General features: G+C 40.2%; 12 protein-coding genes. 5 read left to right on the top strand and 7 right to left on the bottom strand.

Features of this window, described 5'->3' with window-relative positions; genetic code table 11:
• Positions 1-81 precede the first annotated feature (81 nt).
• Positions 82-216: a hypothetical protein gene (locus HCR01_RS40085; RefSeq protein ID WP_264299933.1), complete on the top strand. Its 135-nt coding sequence runs from the start codon at positions 82-84 to the stop codon at positions 214-216.
• Positions 217-313: 97 nt separating this feature from the next.
• Here the strand turns inward: HCR01_RS40085 and HCR01_RS38955 are convergent, their stop codons facing one another.
• The 4 genes from HCR01_RS38955 to HCR01_RS22080 all read right to left on the bottom strand — a co-directional run bounded on the left by HCR01_RS38955 (position 314) and on the right by HCR01_RS22080 (position 7,235).
• Positions 314-493, bottom strand: a complete 180-nt coding sequence (locus HCR01_RS38955; RefSeq protein ID WP_226889539.1) for a hypothetical protein — start codon at positions 491-493, stop codon at positions 314-316.
• Between the two features lie 55 nt (positions 494-548).
• Positions 549-773: an addiction module protein gene (locus tag HCR01_RS22090; protein WP_193198222.1), complete on the bottom strand. Its 225-nt coding sequence runs from the start codon at positions 771-773 to the stop codon at positions 549-551.
• Between the two features lie 259 nt (positions 774-1,032).
• On the bottom strand, positions 1,033-2,778 hold the full coding sequence (locus HCR01_RS22085; protein WP_193198220.1) for an AIPR family protein: 1,746 nt from the start codon (positions 2,776-2,778) through the stop codon (positions 1,033-1,035).
• Positions 2,779-3,248: 470 nt separating this feature from the next.
• Entirely contained in the window at positions 3,249-7,235 is a 3,987-nt protein-coding gene (locus HCR01_RS22080) for a magnesium chelatase subunit H (RefSeq protein ID WP_193198218.1), read from the bottom strand.
• A gap of 290 nt (positions 7,236-7,525) precedes the next feature.
• Between HCR01_RS22080 and HCR01_RS22075 the strand changes: the two genes are divergently transcribed.
• A complete protein-coding gene (locus tag HCR01_RS22075; RefSeq protein WP_193198217.1) occupies positions 7,526-8,827 on the top strand; it encodes a lipid-A-disaccharide synthase in 1,302 nt (433 codons plus the stop codon).
• 198 nt (positions 8,828-9,025) lie between these two features.
• Here HCR01_RS22075 and HCR01_RS22070 read toward each other — a convergent pair whose 3' ends face one another.
• Positions 9,026-9,412 carry a hypothetical protein gene (locus tag HCR01_RS22070; RefSeq protein ID WP_193198308.1) on the bottom strand — a complete coding sequence of 129 codons (387 nt, stop codon included), beginning with the start codon at positions 9,410-9,412 and terminating at the stop codon, positions 9,026-9,028.
• A gap of 555 nt (positions 9,413-9,967) precedes the next feature.
• On the opposite strand from HCR01_RS22070, the gene HCR01_RS22065 reads away from it, so the two are divergent.
• Together HCR01_RS22065 and HCR01_RS22060 are read left to right on the top strand one after the other, a co-directional pair.
• Complete coding sequence (locus HCR01_RS22065) at positions 9,968-10,756, top strand: M23 family metallopeptidase (RefSeq protein WP_226889538.1); 789 nt, start codon at positions 9,968-9,970, stop codon at positions 10,754-10,756.
• A 766-nt stretch (positions 10,757-11,522) separates the two neighbouring features.
• Entirely contained in the window at positions 11,523-12,437 is a 915-nt protein-coding gene (locus HCR01_RS22060; protein ID WP_193198215.1) for a hypothetical protein, read from the top strand.
• Between the two features lie 99 nt (positions 12,438-12,536).
• Here the strand turns inward: HCR01_RS22060 and ftsH are convergent, their stop codons facing one another.
• A complete protein-coding gene (gene ftsH / locus HCR01_RS22055; protein WP_320073155.1) occupies positions 12,537-14,453 on the bottom strand; it encodes an ATP-dependent zinc metalloprotease FtsH in 1,917 nt (638 codons plus the stop codon).
• 416 nt (positions 14,454-14,869) lie between these two features.
• On the opposite strand from ftsH, the gene HCR01_RS22050 reads away from it, so the two are divergent.
• Entirely contained in the window at positions 14,870-15,415 is a 546-nt protein-coding gene (locus tag HCR01_RS22050) for an NADPH-dependent FMN reductase (RefSeq protein WP_193198213.1), read from the top strand.
• 242 nt (positions 15,416-15,657) lie between these two features.
• On the opposite strand, the gene HCR01_RS22045 is transcribed toward HCR01_RS22050, so the two are convergent.
• Positions 15,658-16,782 carry a ferrochelatase gene (locus tag HCR01_RS22045; RefSeq protein ID WP_193198305.1) on the bottom strand — a complete coding sequence of 375 codons (1,125 nt, stop codon included), beginning with the start codon at positions 16,780-16,782 and terminating at the stop codon, positions 15,658-15,660.
• Between the last annotated feature and the right edge of the window lie 346 nt (positions 16,783-17,128).

The following is a 17,128-nucleotide window of genomic DNA, read 5'->3' as shown; positions in this document are numbered from 1 at the left end:
GTTAATAAAAGTGTGTTAGCAGAGCTTACCTGAGGTATCGTCTTGCAGAAAACCTGAAAAACAAAGCGTAGACGCGTAGCGATGAGCCAGTCAGGTGGACGGGTTCCCAAGCACTCCGTTGGGCGGCTACGCCGACTTGTAGGAAGTGCCGTGTGCCGTCGGTATAAAGGAACTGGCGTCAGCGTAGCGGTAGCAAGGTATGAGCGTCACCCGTAGGGCTTGTCGTTAGACATCGCCCGTAATTGTAGTGTTAGGTTCGCGTCTGCCACGATTTTGGATCTCTGCGACCATGAAAAATTGCCGTCACTATTACTCAGCTCGAAACAATCCAATAATACACAGCATAGGGAAATCGTCGCAGTACTGCTCGTCGAATATCACCGTAGACAATTACATAAGATTCTGGCATCTGAGAAATTCGATTCACCGTTTCGTCTACACAGTCTAAAAACTCGTCACCCAGACCCGGTTTCTGACTCTCGTCTCGTATCAACTGTGTGCATCATTGAGTTCTTCTCGAACTTCTGGGCGAAACACCAAGACATAATTCATTGCTGTCTCTTAATCGATGCTTTGATTTCCTCCCAAGTCAGTACATTATCTGGATTTGAATCATAGTCAGCAATTCGACGATCAAGCTCTTGCTTTTGTGCATCGGTTAAATCAGGGTAAACTTGCTCCGCTGCGATGGTATCCCAAATTGCCTGCACAATACGGATTCTATCTTCAACACTGAGAGTTGTGATTTCGTTCAAAGTAGCTGTGATGTCCATGCTGATTAATTTGGAGTGAGGAAGCAACTGGTGCACCTCAAATATAGCGGACAAGATTTTGTCCATCAAATCAAACGCTACATCTGCTTTGATGCCTAATAGAGCGATGTCTACGACGGGCTACGCCTACGCCTTACAGAAAACCTTAAAAATAAAGCGATCGCCTGTTGTGTAAGAGTGAGTGCGATCGCACCTTACATACCCAAAATCTTCCAAAGTGCGATCACGCTACCATACTCCCAAAATCGCACTTTTTAGATTACTCTAGCAAAACATTTTCTAATATAAATGTGACAAAATCTTTTTGTTTAATCCCAATGTTTATAGGTATTTCTTTGGGGATTACATAATCATTAGTTAATTGAATTAACTCAGCTAATATGTTCATAATAAGCTCATTAGAAAAATCAATATTTTTAATTGATTCTACATCTTTCGGTTTGTAATCACGTTTTTGAAGTGTTTTTACTACTAGTAACATCCCTAAATGAAACATCAATATACGAATTGGTGATGCATGTTTCCACTGTTCATTAATAGCCACATTGTTTGATTTACCCGACGTAAGAATACGAATAGAGCTTTCTAAGTTTTTCATCGTTCTCGCACAAAGCAGATACACTTCAAGACTAATTTTTTGACTGAAAACACGTTTGTAATCATTATCTTTCTTAAGTATTGACGATGGTCTAGACCGTGCAATATCTGGCTCATGAAAAACTATTGCTATGACCGCTTGAGCTAGGTATGGAATACTAATAATTCTATCAAGTTGTTTACCTGTGTTTTTGTAATAATTTTTTCTTCGGTCATAAAACCATTCATGATTTAGAAAGAAATTTTCTATGTCTAACTGTATTGGATCTGTAGCTTTTAAAGAGGCTGGTGGAATAGGAGTTTGGAAATTTGTTGCTTTGATAACACGATCTCTAGTTTCTGGATCATTTGTGACAACTATTTTTATGAGAACAGCTCTTTCTTCCTTTAATGCGTCGTTATCAGCTTCTCTATTCTTTATATAATGATAAATTGTATTTGTTGTTTGTAACCCATTTACAACTTGTACATCATCTAAGCTAATAGTTTTACCCGCAACACTTGCTCTAGAAGATAAAATAGTAATCCCATTATTGAGCCACCAAAAGTCTACTTTTTCATTTGATTCTAAAGTTATTTTTATATCTTTATTAACTTCTACATTACTACCCTGATAATCTCGAACATTAAACGCAAATATATATGTGCGTAACTCATCATTATCATAAGTAACAAAATTATAATAATCTTTTAAAGACGCTAAAATAACGTAATTATCTTCACCTCTCGAAATGTAATTTTCAATAAACTTTAACTGTAAAGTATAGCTTTTCTCAAGCCGAGAAGAATCTATTAGTTCTCGTGCGCCAACAAAGTTAACATTAACCTTGGCTCCAGAAAAATATTTAACAGTATTTTCTTTTAAAACTTCAGAGTGATTGTATATCTTTTGATTGATAGCTGATACGTCACCTTTACTTGCATATACATATGTTATTTCAATAGAAGGATGTTGTGATGCTAAGTTGAGATACAATTCACGGAAAAAAGTTACTTTATTAAGTAAATCAGAATTATAATATTTTTGAATTTGCTCAATATTCTTTTCTAAATTAAAAATATTCATTGTAGTTGAAAGCCATTTCTCAATAGCTTTCTCAGAAAAAGAATCAGACCGTTTTGATTGAATTAAAAATAATTGTATGCGAGGACTTTTTTTAAAGTTGTCTAGCTCTGTATCCTCACTAACAAAATTATTATTAATAAAAATGAAAAATCCATCGATTCCACCATCATCACCTCCTCCTATTTTTCCATAATTTAGCTCGTCATACGAAAGGTCGTATTTTTTTAATATTTGTTCAAATGTAAATATTTCAAAGAATTCATCATCAGCTAATGTATTGTCACTTTTATTGATCTTTTGCTTGATAATGTTATCGAGAACTATGCTATCGTTTCCAGCCATGTATTTTTTCTTAACTATTAGGACTAATAGATTTAGTTGTGTAAATTAGTAAATAACTAACTTAGTTATAAATTATACTGTAGCTTTATAGAAACTCATAAAAAATGTAGAGACATTATTTATAGTGTATCTACATTTTGATTTCGCTTTTCTACAAAATTATGTTTTATTCTATCCCTTCAATCCGGTCTTCAACCTCTTAGTAAAATTTGTGCAGACGATCTAAATTATCCTCGTTCATTCGTGACAGGTTAAGACAAAATCAATCTAATATCTTCTAAAATTAACGCTGAGTCTATAACTTCAAGTCTGATTCTAATTTTCTTTTCTAAGTTTGCAGGAACTCCTTTATTCAAATTTTTTCTAAACAAATTTTCTAATGCTTTCTTGTGAAATGTTTGAATCATTTATATTTCATTTTTTAACCTTATCTCATTGTTAAGGCAGGCTTTATGCCTGCCCGTGTAATCCTAGTCTATTCCTTCAATCCGGTCTTCAACCTCTTGGTACAACTCGCGTAGACGATCTAAATTCTCCTCGCTAGTCTTCCAATAACCGCGTCCATTTACTTCTAATAAAGTTGATACAACCTTGCGGAAAGAATGGGGATTGAGGTTCATCAAACGTTTTTGCATTTCTTCATCTTTGATGAAGGTTTCGTTGGTATCCTCGTAAATCCAGTTATCTACAGCGCCGGCTGTTGCACTCCAACCCATTGTATTTACCAATCGCTTGGAGAGTTCGCGCACACCTTCGTAACCATGATTCAGCATCCCCTCATACCACTTGGGATTTAACAATTTGGTACGAGCATCCAAGCGCACGGTTTCTGATAATGTCCGCACTTGGGCATTAGCTGTGGTGGTGTCTGCAATATAAGATGCTGGTGTTTTACCATCACCCCGCAGACTTGCCACAAGCTTGGTGGGATCTGAGTCGAAGTAATGAGAAACATCCGTTAAGCTAATCTCGGAAGAGTCGAGATTTTGGAAAGTTGCATCAGCAGTTTTCAGCGTGCTTTCAAAAATCTGCCGGGATTCGTCCATCATTCCGGGGTTATCGGAATTGAAGGAGAAGGATTTCCGGTTGAGATACATTTCCTGTAACTCAGCTTCGCTGTCCCAAGTGCTGTTTTCTACTGCCAAGTTGATATTTGACGAATAGGAACCGGAAGCGTTGGAGAAAACGCGCGTAGCTGCTTGACGCAGATTAATCCCCATGTCCTCAGCTTGTTGCAAAGCATGTTTGCGGACAAAGTTCATTTCTAAAGGTTCATCCGCTTCAGCTGCCATCTTCACCCCTTGGTCTAGCAGGTTCATTTGGTTGATGAACAAGTCGCGGAATACACCAGAACAGTTGATTACCACGTCAATTCTGGGGCGTCCCAACTCTTCTAAAGGAATTAACTCCAACTTGTTCACCCGTCCCAAGGCATCGGGAACCGGACGCACGCCTACCATCCACATGATTTGTGCTAGGGATTCACCGTAAGTTTTGATGTTATCGGTTCCCCAAAGGACGCAGGCGATGGTTTCTGGCCATTTTCCATCGTTTTCGGCTTTGTTACGTGCCAAAAGCCTGTCTACGACAATTTTGGCTGATTGTACTGCTGCTGTTGTGGGGATGGATTGGGGATCAAGTGCATGGATATTTTTACCTGTGGGCAATACATCCGGGTTGCGGATGGGATCGCCACCAGGCCCAGGTAGGATATACTCGCCTTCTAAGCCTTTAAGTAATGCTCCGAGTTCGTTGTCAGCACAAACTTGCTGCAAGCAGAATTCCAAATATTCAAACAGAGGTTTGAGTGTGGCTGTGTCAACTTTGGGATAACCTGCCTTATGCAATGCTTCTACCCAAGGTTCTTTTTTACCCATGTTGAAGAAATTCAAACGGGAAACCAGCGAAACTCGCCCTTCAGCGTCGGTTTGCTCTTGAACAAGGGCACTAACTGCGGTGCGGGTGGCTAAGGTGATGTCTTGCAATAGTTGGACATCTTCTAAAATACCTCGGTCGTTATTTTGGTAAATATCGTCAATATTGCGCTCAATGCTGTTGGCGATAATTCCGGGTAAGCCTTGAAGTCCTTCTTCTTGACGATCTAAGCTGGCGATATTGACGAGAGTTGCGATCGCTTCTTCTGCACTCGGTGGTTTACCAATAACATGCAACCCACAAGGCAATAATCTCGACTCAATCTCCATCAACTTCCGGTAGACATTGCCAACAATATTATCCCGCTCCTCGGCAGTCATATCTTTAGCATCGGTTTCTGGCAGGTTGATATCCTTATCCAGATTCACGATCCGACATTTATCCATGATGCTGTTAACAATGGGAATGCCCCGCCCGGTATCTTTCAAGGTTTGGTAAGAAGCAATTAACTCGCTAAGTTCCTTCAAACCTTTATATAAACCAGCATTCTCCGCCGGAGGTGTCAGGTAGGAAATTGTCTCGGCATAACTCCGACGCTTGGCAATTGTCGCCTCACTAGGATTATTTGCTGCGTAGTAATACAGGTTGGGAATTGAGCCAATCAAGTTATCTGGATAGCAATCCCCAGACATCCCCATTTGCTTACCTGGCATGAATTCCAAGGAACCGTGTGTACCAAAGTGAAGTACGGCATCAGCTCCCCAAATTTGCTCTAGGTAGGTGTAGTAGGCTGCAAAACCGTGGTGAGGACTGGCTGAACGGGAGAACAATAGCCGCATCGGATCACCTTCGTAACCAAAGGTGGGTTGTACTCCAATGAAGACGTTACCGAATTGTTTACCGTATACTAGCAGGTTTTGCCCATCGCTGTTGAGATGTCCAGGAGGTGGGCCCCAGTTTTCTTCTAGGCGTTGAGAGTAGGGTGTGAGTGCCTCATATTCTGGCACTGACATCTTGTAAGCGATGTTGAGTTCGGGGCTGCTGTACTGCGCTTGAGCATCGTGGATGACTTCTTGCATCAGCGCTTCGGCGGATTCGGGCAATTCTGGTAAGTCGTAGCCGTTATTTTTGAGGGCTTTCATTACCTCATAAATGGAGCCGAAAACATCTAAATAAGCGGCGGTTCCCACGTTGCCTTTATCTGGCGGGAAGCTGAAAACGGTGATCGCAACTTTTTTATCAAGCTTCGGCTTGCGGCGGAGGTTCGCCCATCTTAAAGCGCGTTCCGCTACAGCTTCGACCCGATCGCGCAGTGCGATCGCTTTGCCTGTAGTCCCATCTCTACCTGATAAAATTATCGGCTCAATTGCTCCATCCAATTCAGGAATCGCAATTTGCAAAGCTACTTGAATCGGATGTAAACCCAAATCGCTATCCATCCACTCTTCTGTGGTTTGGAATACTAAGGGCAACGCTACCATGTAAGGACGATTTAAGCGTTTGAGCGACTCAATTGCTTTGGGATGGTCTTGTCTAGCTGGGCCACCAACGAGGGCAAAACCAGTCAGCGATACCACTGCATCTACTAACTGTATGTTGGTAGTTGGTTCGTAGAAGTAAGCATCTACAGGCTTGGAGAAATCCAAACCACCAGCAAATACGGGAAGTACCCGTGCGCCTAATGCTTCCAACTCTTGCACCATCGCCACATAATGGGCATCATCGCCTGTAACGAGATGGGTGCGCTGCAATACCAACCCAACACAGGGAGCTAGGGGATCTTTAAGATCGCTGGATATATCCTTACGGGCTGTGTACCAATTGAGGTACTCTCTAACATCCTCAAACATATTGGGAGCCAAAGGATGCCAAATCCCTAAATCGGGATAAACTACTGGCTGTTGATATGTAGTAGATGCAAAATTTTGTTTCTCTAAACCTTTAAATACATATTTATCAGCTAGCATCAGCAAGAAGTTTTCCAGGTTTTCTGGAGAACCTCCCAGCCAATACTGAAAGCTGAGCATGAAATTTCGGGCATCTTGTGCCTTGTCCATTGGCAGGAATTTCAGCACTTGCGGCAAAGTTCGCAAAAGCTTCAGCATTCCATCCTGGAATCCCGCACCGGATTTTTCTTTGCGTTTCCGCATGAATTGGGCGATCGCACTCTTCGACTGACCCAACTGTGCTAGAGAAAAGCTGCCCATTTTGTTTAGGCGCATTACTTCTGGCATGGAGGGAAAGACAACGGAAACGTCAAGGTGATCGCGGTGTGGTTCTACAGCTGCTACTACTTTCTGTGCTAAGTCTTCGATGAAAATGAGTGAAGCGATGAAGATATTCGCACTCTCAATTTCCCGTTTGAACTCCTCGTAGTTCTCTGGGTCGCGGAGTTCCTCAATTAAGTACCCGCTGATTTCAATCGCCAAGTTGGGATTGCTCTCGTTAATCGTGCGAACCGCTTGCGACAATGCACTCTGGTACTGGGACTCAAGCACGACATAGACCACCTTAATTAAATTACGTCCGCGCAGGTTATCAGGCGCAATGTGTCTAATGGTGGACTTGACGTGGGTGAACATGCAGGTAGGCTCCTTTGATGCGCGTTCTCTACTGGAAGTTCTTAGTGGCTGATGCTGCCACAAGTGACTTATTCTCTTCGGCAATATGAACTTTTTATCAGAAAACGCTTACCCACTGGTGATTTTGTCGTCTATATGACACAAATCGATATAAAAAAAGCAACATTTATTAACGCATATTGACAATTAATAAGAGTGATTACTTTGGTTTATGTAACGAAAATGTAATATTTGGGCTGGGGAATGGGGAACTTACGATTTTTAACTAATGACAAATGGCCAAATGACAAATGACAAACCAACCATCTGATATTTTGATTCTCTCGAATGGCCCTGGTGAGGTAACGACTTGGGTACGCCCGGTAGTAAGAGCATTGCGACAAAAGTTAGGGGATGACCGTTCTGTTGTCAGGATTTCTGTAGTGTTATCACCTTGCCCAAATGCCAGTGGCAAAGAAGCAGCGATCGCCCTTTCTTACCCAGAAGTAGACAGAGTGCAGGGAGCAGAGCATTTTTGGCAATTTTTGCTTTGGGGAAAAACATTTGAGAATTGGGACTGGAGAAGTCGCGGTGTAATTGTTTTCCTCGGTGGTGATCAAATTTTTCCTGTAGCGATCGGCAAAAGACTGGGATATAAAACGGTTGTTTACGCTGAATGGGAAGCTCGTTGGCATAACTTGATTGACCGATTTGCAGTCATGAAACCCGAAGTCGCTGCCCGCATAAACCAAAAATATGCCCACAAACTGACTGTTGTGGGAGACTTAATGCTAGAAACTAATAGTCATTCGTCCTTAGCAAAGGACAAAGGGCAAATGACAAATGACAAAGCACAAAAAACTGATTTGATTGGCATTTTACCTGGATCAAAAGCAGCAAAATTAGCTCAAGGAGTGCCATTAACTTTAGCCATTGCTGAATACGTTCACGCAAAAAGGCCACACACCAGATTTGTGATTCCTGTAGCCCCAACTTTAGATTTACAAACTTTAGCTAGTTTTGCCGATCCACAGAAAAACCCTTTTGTTGAAACTTTTGACTTTACTGGTGCTTCCTTAATTTTCCCACAGGAGAACACGGCATTACCTTCCACCTACAAACTTCCTACCCTCAAAACAGAAACTAATCTTGTTGTGGAATTGTTGGAAGAAACGCCTGCATATCATTTATTATCTCAGTGCTGCATCTGCTTAACTACAGTTGGGGCAAACACGGCCGAACTCGGTTCCTTAGCCGTGCCGATGATTGTTTTGCTGCCAACACAACAACTAGATGCTATGCGTTCTTGGGATGGCTTACCAGGGCTATTAGCAAACTTGCCGGGAGTGGGTTCTACCTTTGCCAAGTTAATTAACTGGTTTTTCTTAAAACGCAAAGGTCTATTGGCATGGCCGAATATCTGGGCGCAGTCAGAGATTGTGCCAGAACTTGTGGGCAAACTCCAACCGCAAGAAATAGGGGAAATGGTTTTAGATTTTTTGGCTCATCCAGAAAAATTGGACGATATGCGAGCCAAGCTGCGTAGCATTCGTGGCGAAAGCGGAGCAGCAAGTAAGATTGCACAGATTGTGTACGAGGAAATTGAGAAGTAGCAAAAGCAGAGGAATTTTAGATTTTAGATTTTGGATTAAACAATCTAAAATCCCAAATTCAAAATCGAAAATTGAATTGGAGGAGCAGGGGAAGAGAAGATTAATGGTCCTTGACTCTTAACTCTTAACAAATGACAAATGACTCTTGACCCTTGACCCTTGACCCTTGACTCTTAACAAATGACAAATGACAACTGACTAATCCGAAGACTCCCCATCCCTGCGCCCAAGTTCATAAATACCAGCACCCATACAAGCTAATATACCTGTACTAATTCCCCAGCTATCACCTAGACTAATTTCCAGACCCCAGTTAAATAAAGCGCCGACTATCAAGAAAGGCACAATGCTAAACAGTGAGGCGTAAAAAGCATTTTGGGATTCTCTGGCCTTACGAGTTTTTTCAAATTCTGATTGACTGGTATAAAGCGATCGCTCGGCGAAATTAAACCAGCGGTCTAGTTGCTTGATTACCCATTCACTAACTGGGGAAAAAGCTAAATATAGTGCCAGAGACCAGAAACTCGCTCCAGCGATCGCGATCGTGTCCAACTCAAAACTGAAAGGTAAAATTTCGGTCAGCATAGCTTGGGTGCGTCCTACAAATGGTCGATTTGATTTTTCATTAATACTCAATCGACCTCTTAAGCAATTTTAAGCATAAAGGTTAACAAGATTTCGACTAATTGATAAATTTTTTCCTACAAAGCTTAACTCTATCTAACTTACTTCTAAGCTATGTTTAGTTAATTTTTTTAGTTATATGCATGTATTTTACATATTCAGTATAGCTGTATAATTAACTATAATTATTTAATTGTTTTAAGTATTAAAGCATATTAAATAATAAACAAGCACACTACTTAAATAGATTCAAAATTGTTATTCCAAAATAATTTTATGATTTCATTAATTAATCAATAAATTTGACATTGCAAAAGTTTATTGTCGTATACTTAATGACTTAAAACACTGTTATATTGAAGTAAAATATTGCATCACAAACAAATGATAAGAATAAATAAATTAAAAATTCTGATTGATTTGTATTACTGAATTTAAATTCCTGTTATATATTTAAAATGGTTTTAGACAGAAATTGAAAAAATATACATATTTTACGAATGAAAGATAGAAATAATGAATAAGCAAGACAAAAGAGCAGGAATTTTTGGAGTTATTCTATTTATATTAGGATTGAGTATTACAAGTTTAATGACTCAGTTACCTAAGCCAAAAAGCATTAAAGCTAAAGAAGTGCAGCCAGACAAAGTAGTGGTAGCTAATAGTTGGTTAGCAGATCCTTTATTGCCTAAGCCAAAAAACACTAAAGCTAAAGCTAGAGAACTACAGCCAAAAGTAATCAGAGCTAATAGTTGTTTAGCAGCTTCTTTCCCTGTAGAAAACTTTCAAGCTTATACATCTCCTTTTGGCTATCGCCGTTCTGCTATTGGCGGTTCTAATTTGGAATTTCACGGAGGCTTAGATATCGCTGCCTCACAAGGTAGTTACATTCGCAATTGGTGGGCAGGTACAGTAGTTAAAGTTGGCGACCGCGATGCCTGTGGCACTCACATGGTAATTAAATCAGGAGAATGGGAACACACTTATTGCCATCTGGAAGGATACGTCGAAACTGCACATAGTCGTCGCTATCTAATCGACCACGCAGGTGGAATACAAATCTGGGAAGGTCAGCAGATACCAACTGGAGTCAGAATTGGCAGGGTAGGGATGACTGGACGTACCACTGGGCCTCATCTCCACTGGGGACTTAAATATGCCAACAACTATGTAGACCCAGCAATGGTTCTGCGGGAAATGTATTCTCAGCAGCGGGTTGCTAAAAGAACAGGTTCAAGAGTTCAGCCTCAACAGTCACAAGTCATCATTCAAGAGTCAAAATTTATTCGCGATTCTGGTTATTAATTAAGTAAAATATTTAATTAAAGCATTCGATGTGGAATTTTTGTTGCCATTTTGGCATATTTATAAATTAGGCAGATTCCTATAGTAGTTACAGCAAAAATTGTCTTAATTAGAAAAATATCAACTGCATTTATAAAGATAATTTCGTTTTTAATTTAATAAACATAAAAAACTGTAAGATTTACAAAAAAATAAATCACACACTTTTATTTTATGTGTGGTACTGATATCAATATATTTTTTAAACAGTAAAATTACTGAAAAAAGTATTGCATTATCAATTAAATAAACGTATTGTTTAAATAACCGTATTATTGAAAGTCGCTTTTCAAAAAAGCGCTAGCCAAATATAGTAGCGCATCGAAGTAAGTGTTGCCCTTTGACTCGGCAAATTTGCCAAACTTATTACATTCTTCGGCTTGATTTCTCAGTAATTATCAAACATACAAGAGCCTTTTAACTGATAATAAAAGGCTCTTGACTACCTTAACTGAATATATGTTGCAGGCTTCTATCCACAAATTCTAGAGCTTAGACAACATTCCCAAAACTTAGTTCAAAGGATAGAAGTTTGCATTGGAAACTTCTAACTTTTTATAGCATCACTTTGGGCTGTGGCATCTCATTTAAAACCACAGTCTCAAAAACTAATTTATACACCATTGCTTTCTCATTAATTCACAGTTAATGAGAGTTATTGCAATGGCCAGATGACATAAAAAAGCCAAAAACATACTCAACTTATATACTATTAAAGGTCACGTCAATGATCCACTCAAAACTTTATCCATATTACGTAAAAGTCAAGACAAATCCTCTTTGGCTTGTAATGTTTTTAATAGGTCGATTTAGAATTGTTTATTCTTTTATCATCTCCTTTTATAAAAACTCTAAGCCGAAGAATTATGATCTCAGGTTCTCCAGTTTTGTAGATCTTAAAGTTGATGATGCCGTTGACTCTCTAGAAAAAGATGGAGTCTACTTAGGACTTCAGATACCGAAATCTATTCTTCAAGAAATTCTTAGCTTTGCTAATACCAATAATTGTTACGGAGATGCAGACTATATGTGTGGGTTCTTGTATTCTGAAAAAGATAAAGCAATAAAGCAGCATGGAAAACCCTTTATCCGGGGTGAGTATTACAATACTGCTATGCTTTGTCCAGCAATTAAAAAACTAGCCAGTGATCCAAAGTTATTAGATATTGCTACTAAATATTTAGGTAAAACTACTGTATTTACAGGCAGTCGGTTACACTGGATTTTCGTAGTCAAAGAAGCTAGATATGATTTAAATAAAGCTGCTATGAATTTTCATTACGATTTAAACGACTATCGCAGCTTAAGATTTTTCTTTTATTTAACCGATGTAGATTTATTGAGTGGCCCTCATGTCTGTATCCGTGGGAGTCACAAGCGGAAGAAACTTACTTATCTTTTCTCTTTAATTAGACGACAACCTGAAGCAGAACTACTGGATTATTATGGAGCAGAAAATAGTTTAACTGTTTGTGGGGCAGCGGGTTTTGGTTTTGCTGAAGATGTATTTTGTTTCCATAAAGCAACACCTCCAATCTCTAAAGATCGTCTCTTACTGCAAATCCAATTTAATTTGCATAACTATGGTGAACAGACTGATATAGTAGATCCGATTTTACTAAAAAGATGTTTGTCATCTTGATAAAAATAACTTTAAGAAAATTTAGATTCCCGACTTTTATAGCAAAGCTTAGATTCCCGGCTTTTTATAAAAGTCGGGAATCTATTGTTGTATAAATCTTTAATGAGGTACAGCTAATTTCTCATCAACTACTTGGGTATTTTCAACAACAATTTTGCGGAATAGTTCGCCTTCAATTGTTTCCTGTTCTATTAACAAATCTACTAAACGTTCCAAAACTGTGCGATGTTCTTCCAACAGTTCTTTTGCTTTTATGTAAGAGCTATTGACAATTTCGCGCACTTGAGAGTCAATTTTGGCGGCAATTTCCTCAGAATATTCTGATTTATTCATCCAATCACGTCCTAAAAATACCTCTCCACTCTGGTTTTCTAGAGACAATGGGCCTAATTCAGACATCCCGAACCGTGTCACCATTTGCCGTGCCATTCCTGTCACTTGTTGCAAGTCATTGCCTGCACCTGTGGTCACTTCCGGCTTACCAAAAACAATTTCCTCGGCAGCGCGACCGCCCAAAGTTGCAGTAATCCTGGCTTTGAGTTGGGAACGAGAAACTAATCCCTGTTCTTCGTTGGGAGTAAACCAAGTTAATCCTAGTGCTTGTCCCCGTGGGATGAGTGTGACTTTCTGCACAGGGTCATGGTCTTTGAGCAATGTGCCTACTAAGGCGTGTCCAACTTCGTGGTAAGCAATCAAGCGCTTGCTCTTACTATCTACCAAGGCTGTGCCTTCCATCCCTGCAACTACCCGATCTACAGCATCATCAATTTCAAGGAGGGTGACAGCTTCTTTGCGCCTTCTGGCGGTGAGAATGGCAGCTTCGTTGAGTAAGTTGGCTAAATCTGCCCCAGTAAAACCAGGAGTACGGCGAGCGATCGCTTCTAATGACACACTAGGATCAATTTTCTTATTCCGCGCATGGACTTTTAAGATGTCCAGTCGTCCTTTGAGATCCGGTGCATCTACCATTACTTGTCGGTCAAAGCGTCCTGGCCTGAGTAGTGCTGCATCTAGTACATCTGGGCGGTTGGTAGCAGCAATAATAATGATGCCAGTATTACCTTCAAACCCATCCATTTCAGTCAGCAGTTGATTAAGGGTTTGTTCTCGCTCATCATTACCGCCACCGATACCAGCACCCCGCTGGCGTCCTACAGCATCAATTTCATCGATAAATATTAGACAGGGAGCATTATCCTTGGCTTTCTTGAACAGATCGCGTACACGGGATGCACCCACACCAACAAACATTTCTACAAATTCTGAACCGGAAATGCTGAAGAAGGGTACGCCTGCTTCCCCGGCGATCGCTTTTGCTAGGAGAGTTTTACCTGTACCAGGGGGGCCGATCAATAGCACTCCCTTGGGAATACGTGCGCCTACAGCGGTAAATCTTTCTGGCTGCTTGAGAAAAGTAACGACTTCTTCGAGTTCTTCTTTCGCTTCTTCAACTCCTGCTACGTCTTCAAACTTCACTCCAGTTTTCGCCTCCATTTGGAAGCGTGCTCTGGATTTGCCAAAGTTCATCGCTTGGCTAGAGGCATTGGTAGAGCGGCGGAGGAACAATAACATTAAAGCAACAAGTGGCAAAATCCACATCAGGTTGATCAATAGCCCTACAGCAGCTCGACTGTTAGCAGAAGAAACCTCACCAAAATCAACATTCTTTTCTTTAAGAATATTAATTAACTCTGTGTTTTGTGCCAAAAGTCTTACTTCTAGGGGTTGTGCATCCGGCTTTTGCCCCTGTAGATACACCCTTGCTATTTGTTCAGTTTCGTCCAACTCTACTCTTTTAACTTCTCCTGCCTTCGCTTTTGTGATCAACTCGCCATAATTTAGAGAGTCGCGCTCTGCTTTTTGTGCAAAAGCGGGAGCATCTCCAAACATACCTGGCAACATGATTAAACTGGCTGCTAGCGCACCAGCCCAAGCAAGGCGTTTTGGCGTAGACGCGGAGCGGCTTGTCGCTTGACATCGCTGTTTCATCAATGCCTTTTTTTCCAAATTTGTCATAATAATTACCTTTTTTCTGATGGCATAAGCTGAGGGCTGGTTTTATGCCTATTCTTCTAGCAAAAATTCCAATAACTGGAAATTACAGTTTTCTTATCTAGTCTAACTTCCATACAAAACCATTCCCAAATCTATCTCAGTTCTGGTATGAACTCGATCAGTTCGGATAAATATACTCCTCAGTGGGATGACAAGCAAGCAAGCCTGGTATAACACTCATTATTAGGTTAGGCATTTAGTAACTATTGTGACAAAATTTTTTCTTTTCTATTCGCTTCACACGTTAATCATAAAATTTTCCGGTGAATTGTAATTTGACATATTACGATACAAATCGTTAAGATAAACATAGTCGTAATGACTTCGTTTTTAAAAAATCTGGTGATAGTAGTTAGTTAGTAGTTTGTGGGTTAATTATGGTAAAAATTGTTGGTATTGGTGGTAGTTTAAGGCCGAACTCCTACACACAGATCGCTTTGCAGGTAGCAGCGCAACGTGTAGAAGCCCTAGGTGCAGAGATCGAAATTCTCGATTTGCGGCAGTTGCAGCTACCATTTTGCAATGGTGAAAAAGAGTATGCAGAGTACCCAGATGTTCAGCGGTTACGAAATGCTGTTAGTCACGCTGATGGGTTAATTTTAGCGACACCTGAGTATCATGGCGGCGTTAGTGGTGTCCTGAAAAATGCCTTAGATTTGATGAGCTTTGAGGAATTATCTGATAAAGTGACAGGACTAATTAGCGTGTTGGGTGGTCAGTCTAATAGTAACGCTTTGAATGAACTACGGCTAATCGTTCGCTGGGTACACGGCTGGGTAATTCCAGAACAAATTGCGATCGGACAAGCTTGGGGTGCTTTCAGTCCTGAAGGTAAACTTAAAGATGAGAAACTTTCTCAAAGATTTGATCAATTTGCTCAGAGCTTAGTTGATAACACTCGTAAGCTGCGGGGTGTGAATTAGTTTAGGAAATAACAGCCAGAGCGGTTCTATTGGAAGACTCAGTAAACGCCTTGGTAAAGGTGCAACAAAGACATGAGGAGCTTTTGCATAGGCTATTGTCTTTGTGATCATCAACTATCCACTCAGCTAAGGGTTGAACCAAGTTCCCAAAGCGATAGGGAATACTTTCTAGATCAACAACAATCAAAAGATGAGTACACCATAAACGTAGGGTAGACAAAGCTTTGTCTACCCTAATCAACTTAATGATGATGGTGGTGATGGTGATGGTGACCCCCAGATAGTTGGGGGTTAACTGTCACAGCTTGCTCATTCTTCAACTCAGCAATGTGAGCATTCGCCCATTCAGCAGCCATCTCTAAAAACTCTGGATGGTCGTTAACGCAAGCCATTTGCACGTAGTTTACACCAGAATGCTTTTTCTCTAAAGCGTGGATGATGTGGTGTACATCCAATAGAGTTTCGTGGTTTTCTGTGGCAAAACCAATTGGCATAAATATAACTACTTTTGCACCCAATTGAATGAGGTTATTAGCAGCTTGCTCCGCGTTTGGCACTGTCCATTCAATTAAGGGTGTATCATGATTGAGCCAACCCACCGAGATTAAAGGATAGCGGTTGATCAACTGATCCCGTACTAAATCATATAGCGCTTGACTTTCGGTAATTCCAGAGGTGAATCCTTTGGCTTTGTGAGGACAGCCGTGATTCATTAACACAATGCCGATTTGCGAAGGTAGGTAAGTTGCTGCTAAATCAGCGTTAATTTTCTCCTCAACTAAATGAGCCATCAAATCGATATAGGCTGGTTCGTTGAAGAAAGAAGGAATATAGCGCAGTCCTTTAACCCAGTGTTCTTCACCATCATCCAACTCGGCAAGAGCGTTGTTAACTTGCTCGATCGCAATACCACTGGTAAAAATGGAATCGACAACTAACAGCGGGTAAATTAAAACTTTATCAAAGCCTTGGCTTTTAATTTCTGTCAAGACTTGGTTTGGTAGAAAAGGGGCGCAAAAGTTGAAGGCTTTGAAAACTTGGACACCATCACCCCACTTTGCTTGTAAATTCTTCTCGATCCCAGCGCGTTGCTGTTCAAATATGGCGTTATGTGGAGAAATAAAATCATGATGTGTGTGTCCCCACTCATGGCGATCAAATAACGCCAGAAGCTTTGCCAGGGGAGGATAAACCCAGGTTGGTACTGGTGCAAATTTTGCTGTGAGTAGATTTAAAGCTTGTTCGTTATAGTTAGCGAAGTCTTCGTAGCTTTCAACTTCGCCATAGCCCATGAGCAATACAGCAACACGGTCTTGACCTGATAAATGTTCGTGGGTGGCGTGCAGTTTTTCTGGAGTGGCAACCACAATAATTTCCTCTGTATAACCAAATTGGGTAGAGCTAAGGAATATTTTAATTATTTCCCTTACTCGTAACATATTATCCTATCCGGGGGGATAGGATAGGTAAAAAATAAAAACAATATATCAAAAGACATACTGAGGTTATTACTACATATTGAGTATTTAAAAAGAGTTGTTCTAGTAGCTTTTATCTAAATTTAATTTGGCTAAAAGCGAAATTTACATAGAAAAGGCGAGATTGAGCGAGTTTTTCCAGCACATAAGTTACTAAAAGCTCTTGAAGCTAGAGTAGTATTTTATACTTTTGTTTTTAGTGTAGAATTGTAAAAGCTGTTAACACCAAATGATG

Origin of the sequence: Nostoc sp. MG11 (genome assembly GCF_014904695.1) — a bacterium.
In the GTDB taxonomy this organism is placed as follows: domain Bacteria; phylum Cyanobacteriota; class Cyanobacteriia; order Cyanobacteriales; family Nostocaceae; genus Komarekiella.
This window is presented reverse-complemented; position numbering and strand designations above follow the sequence as displayed.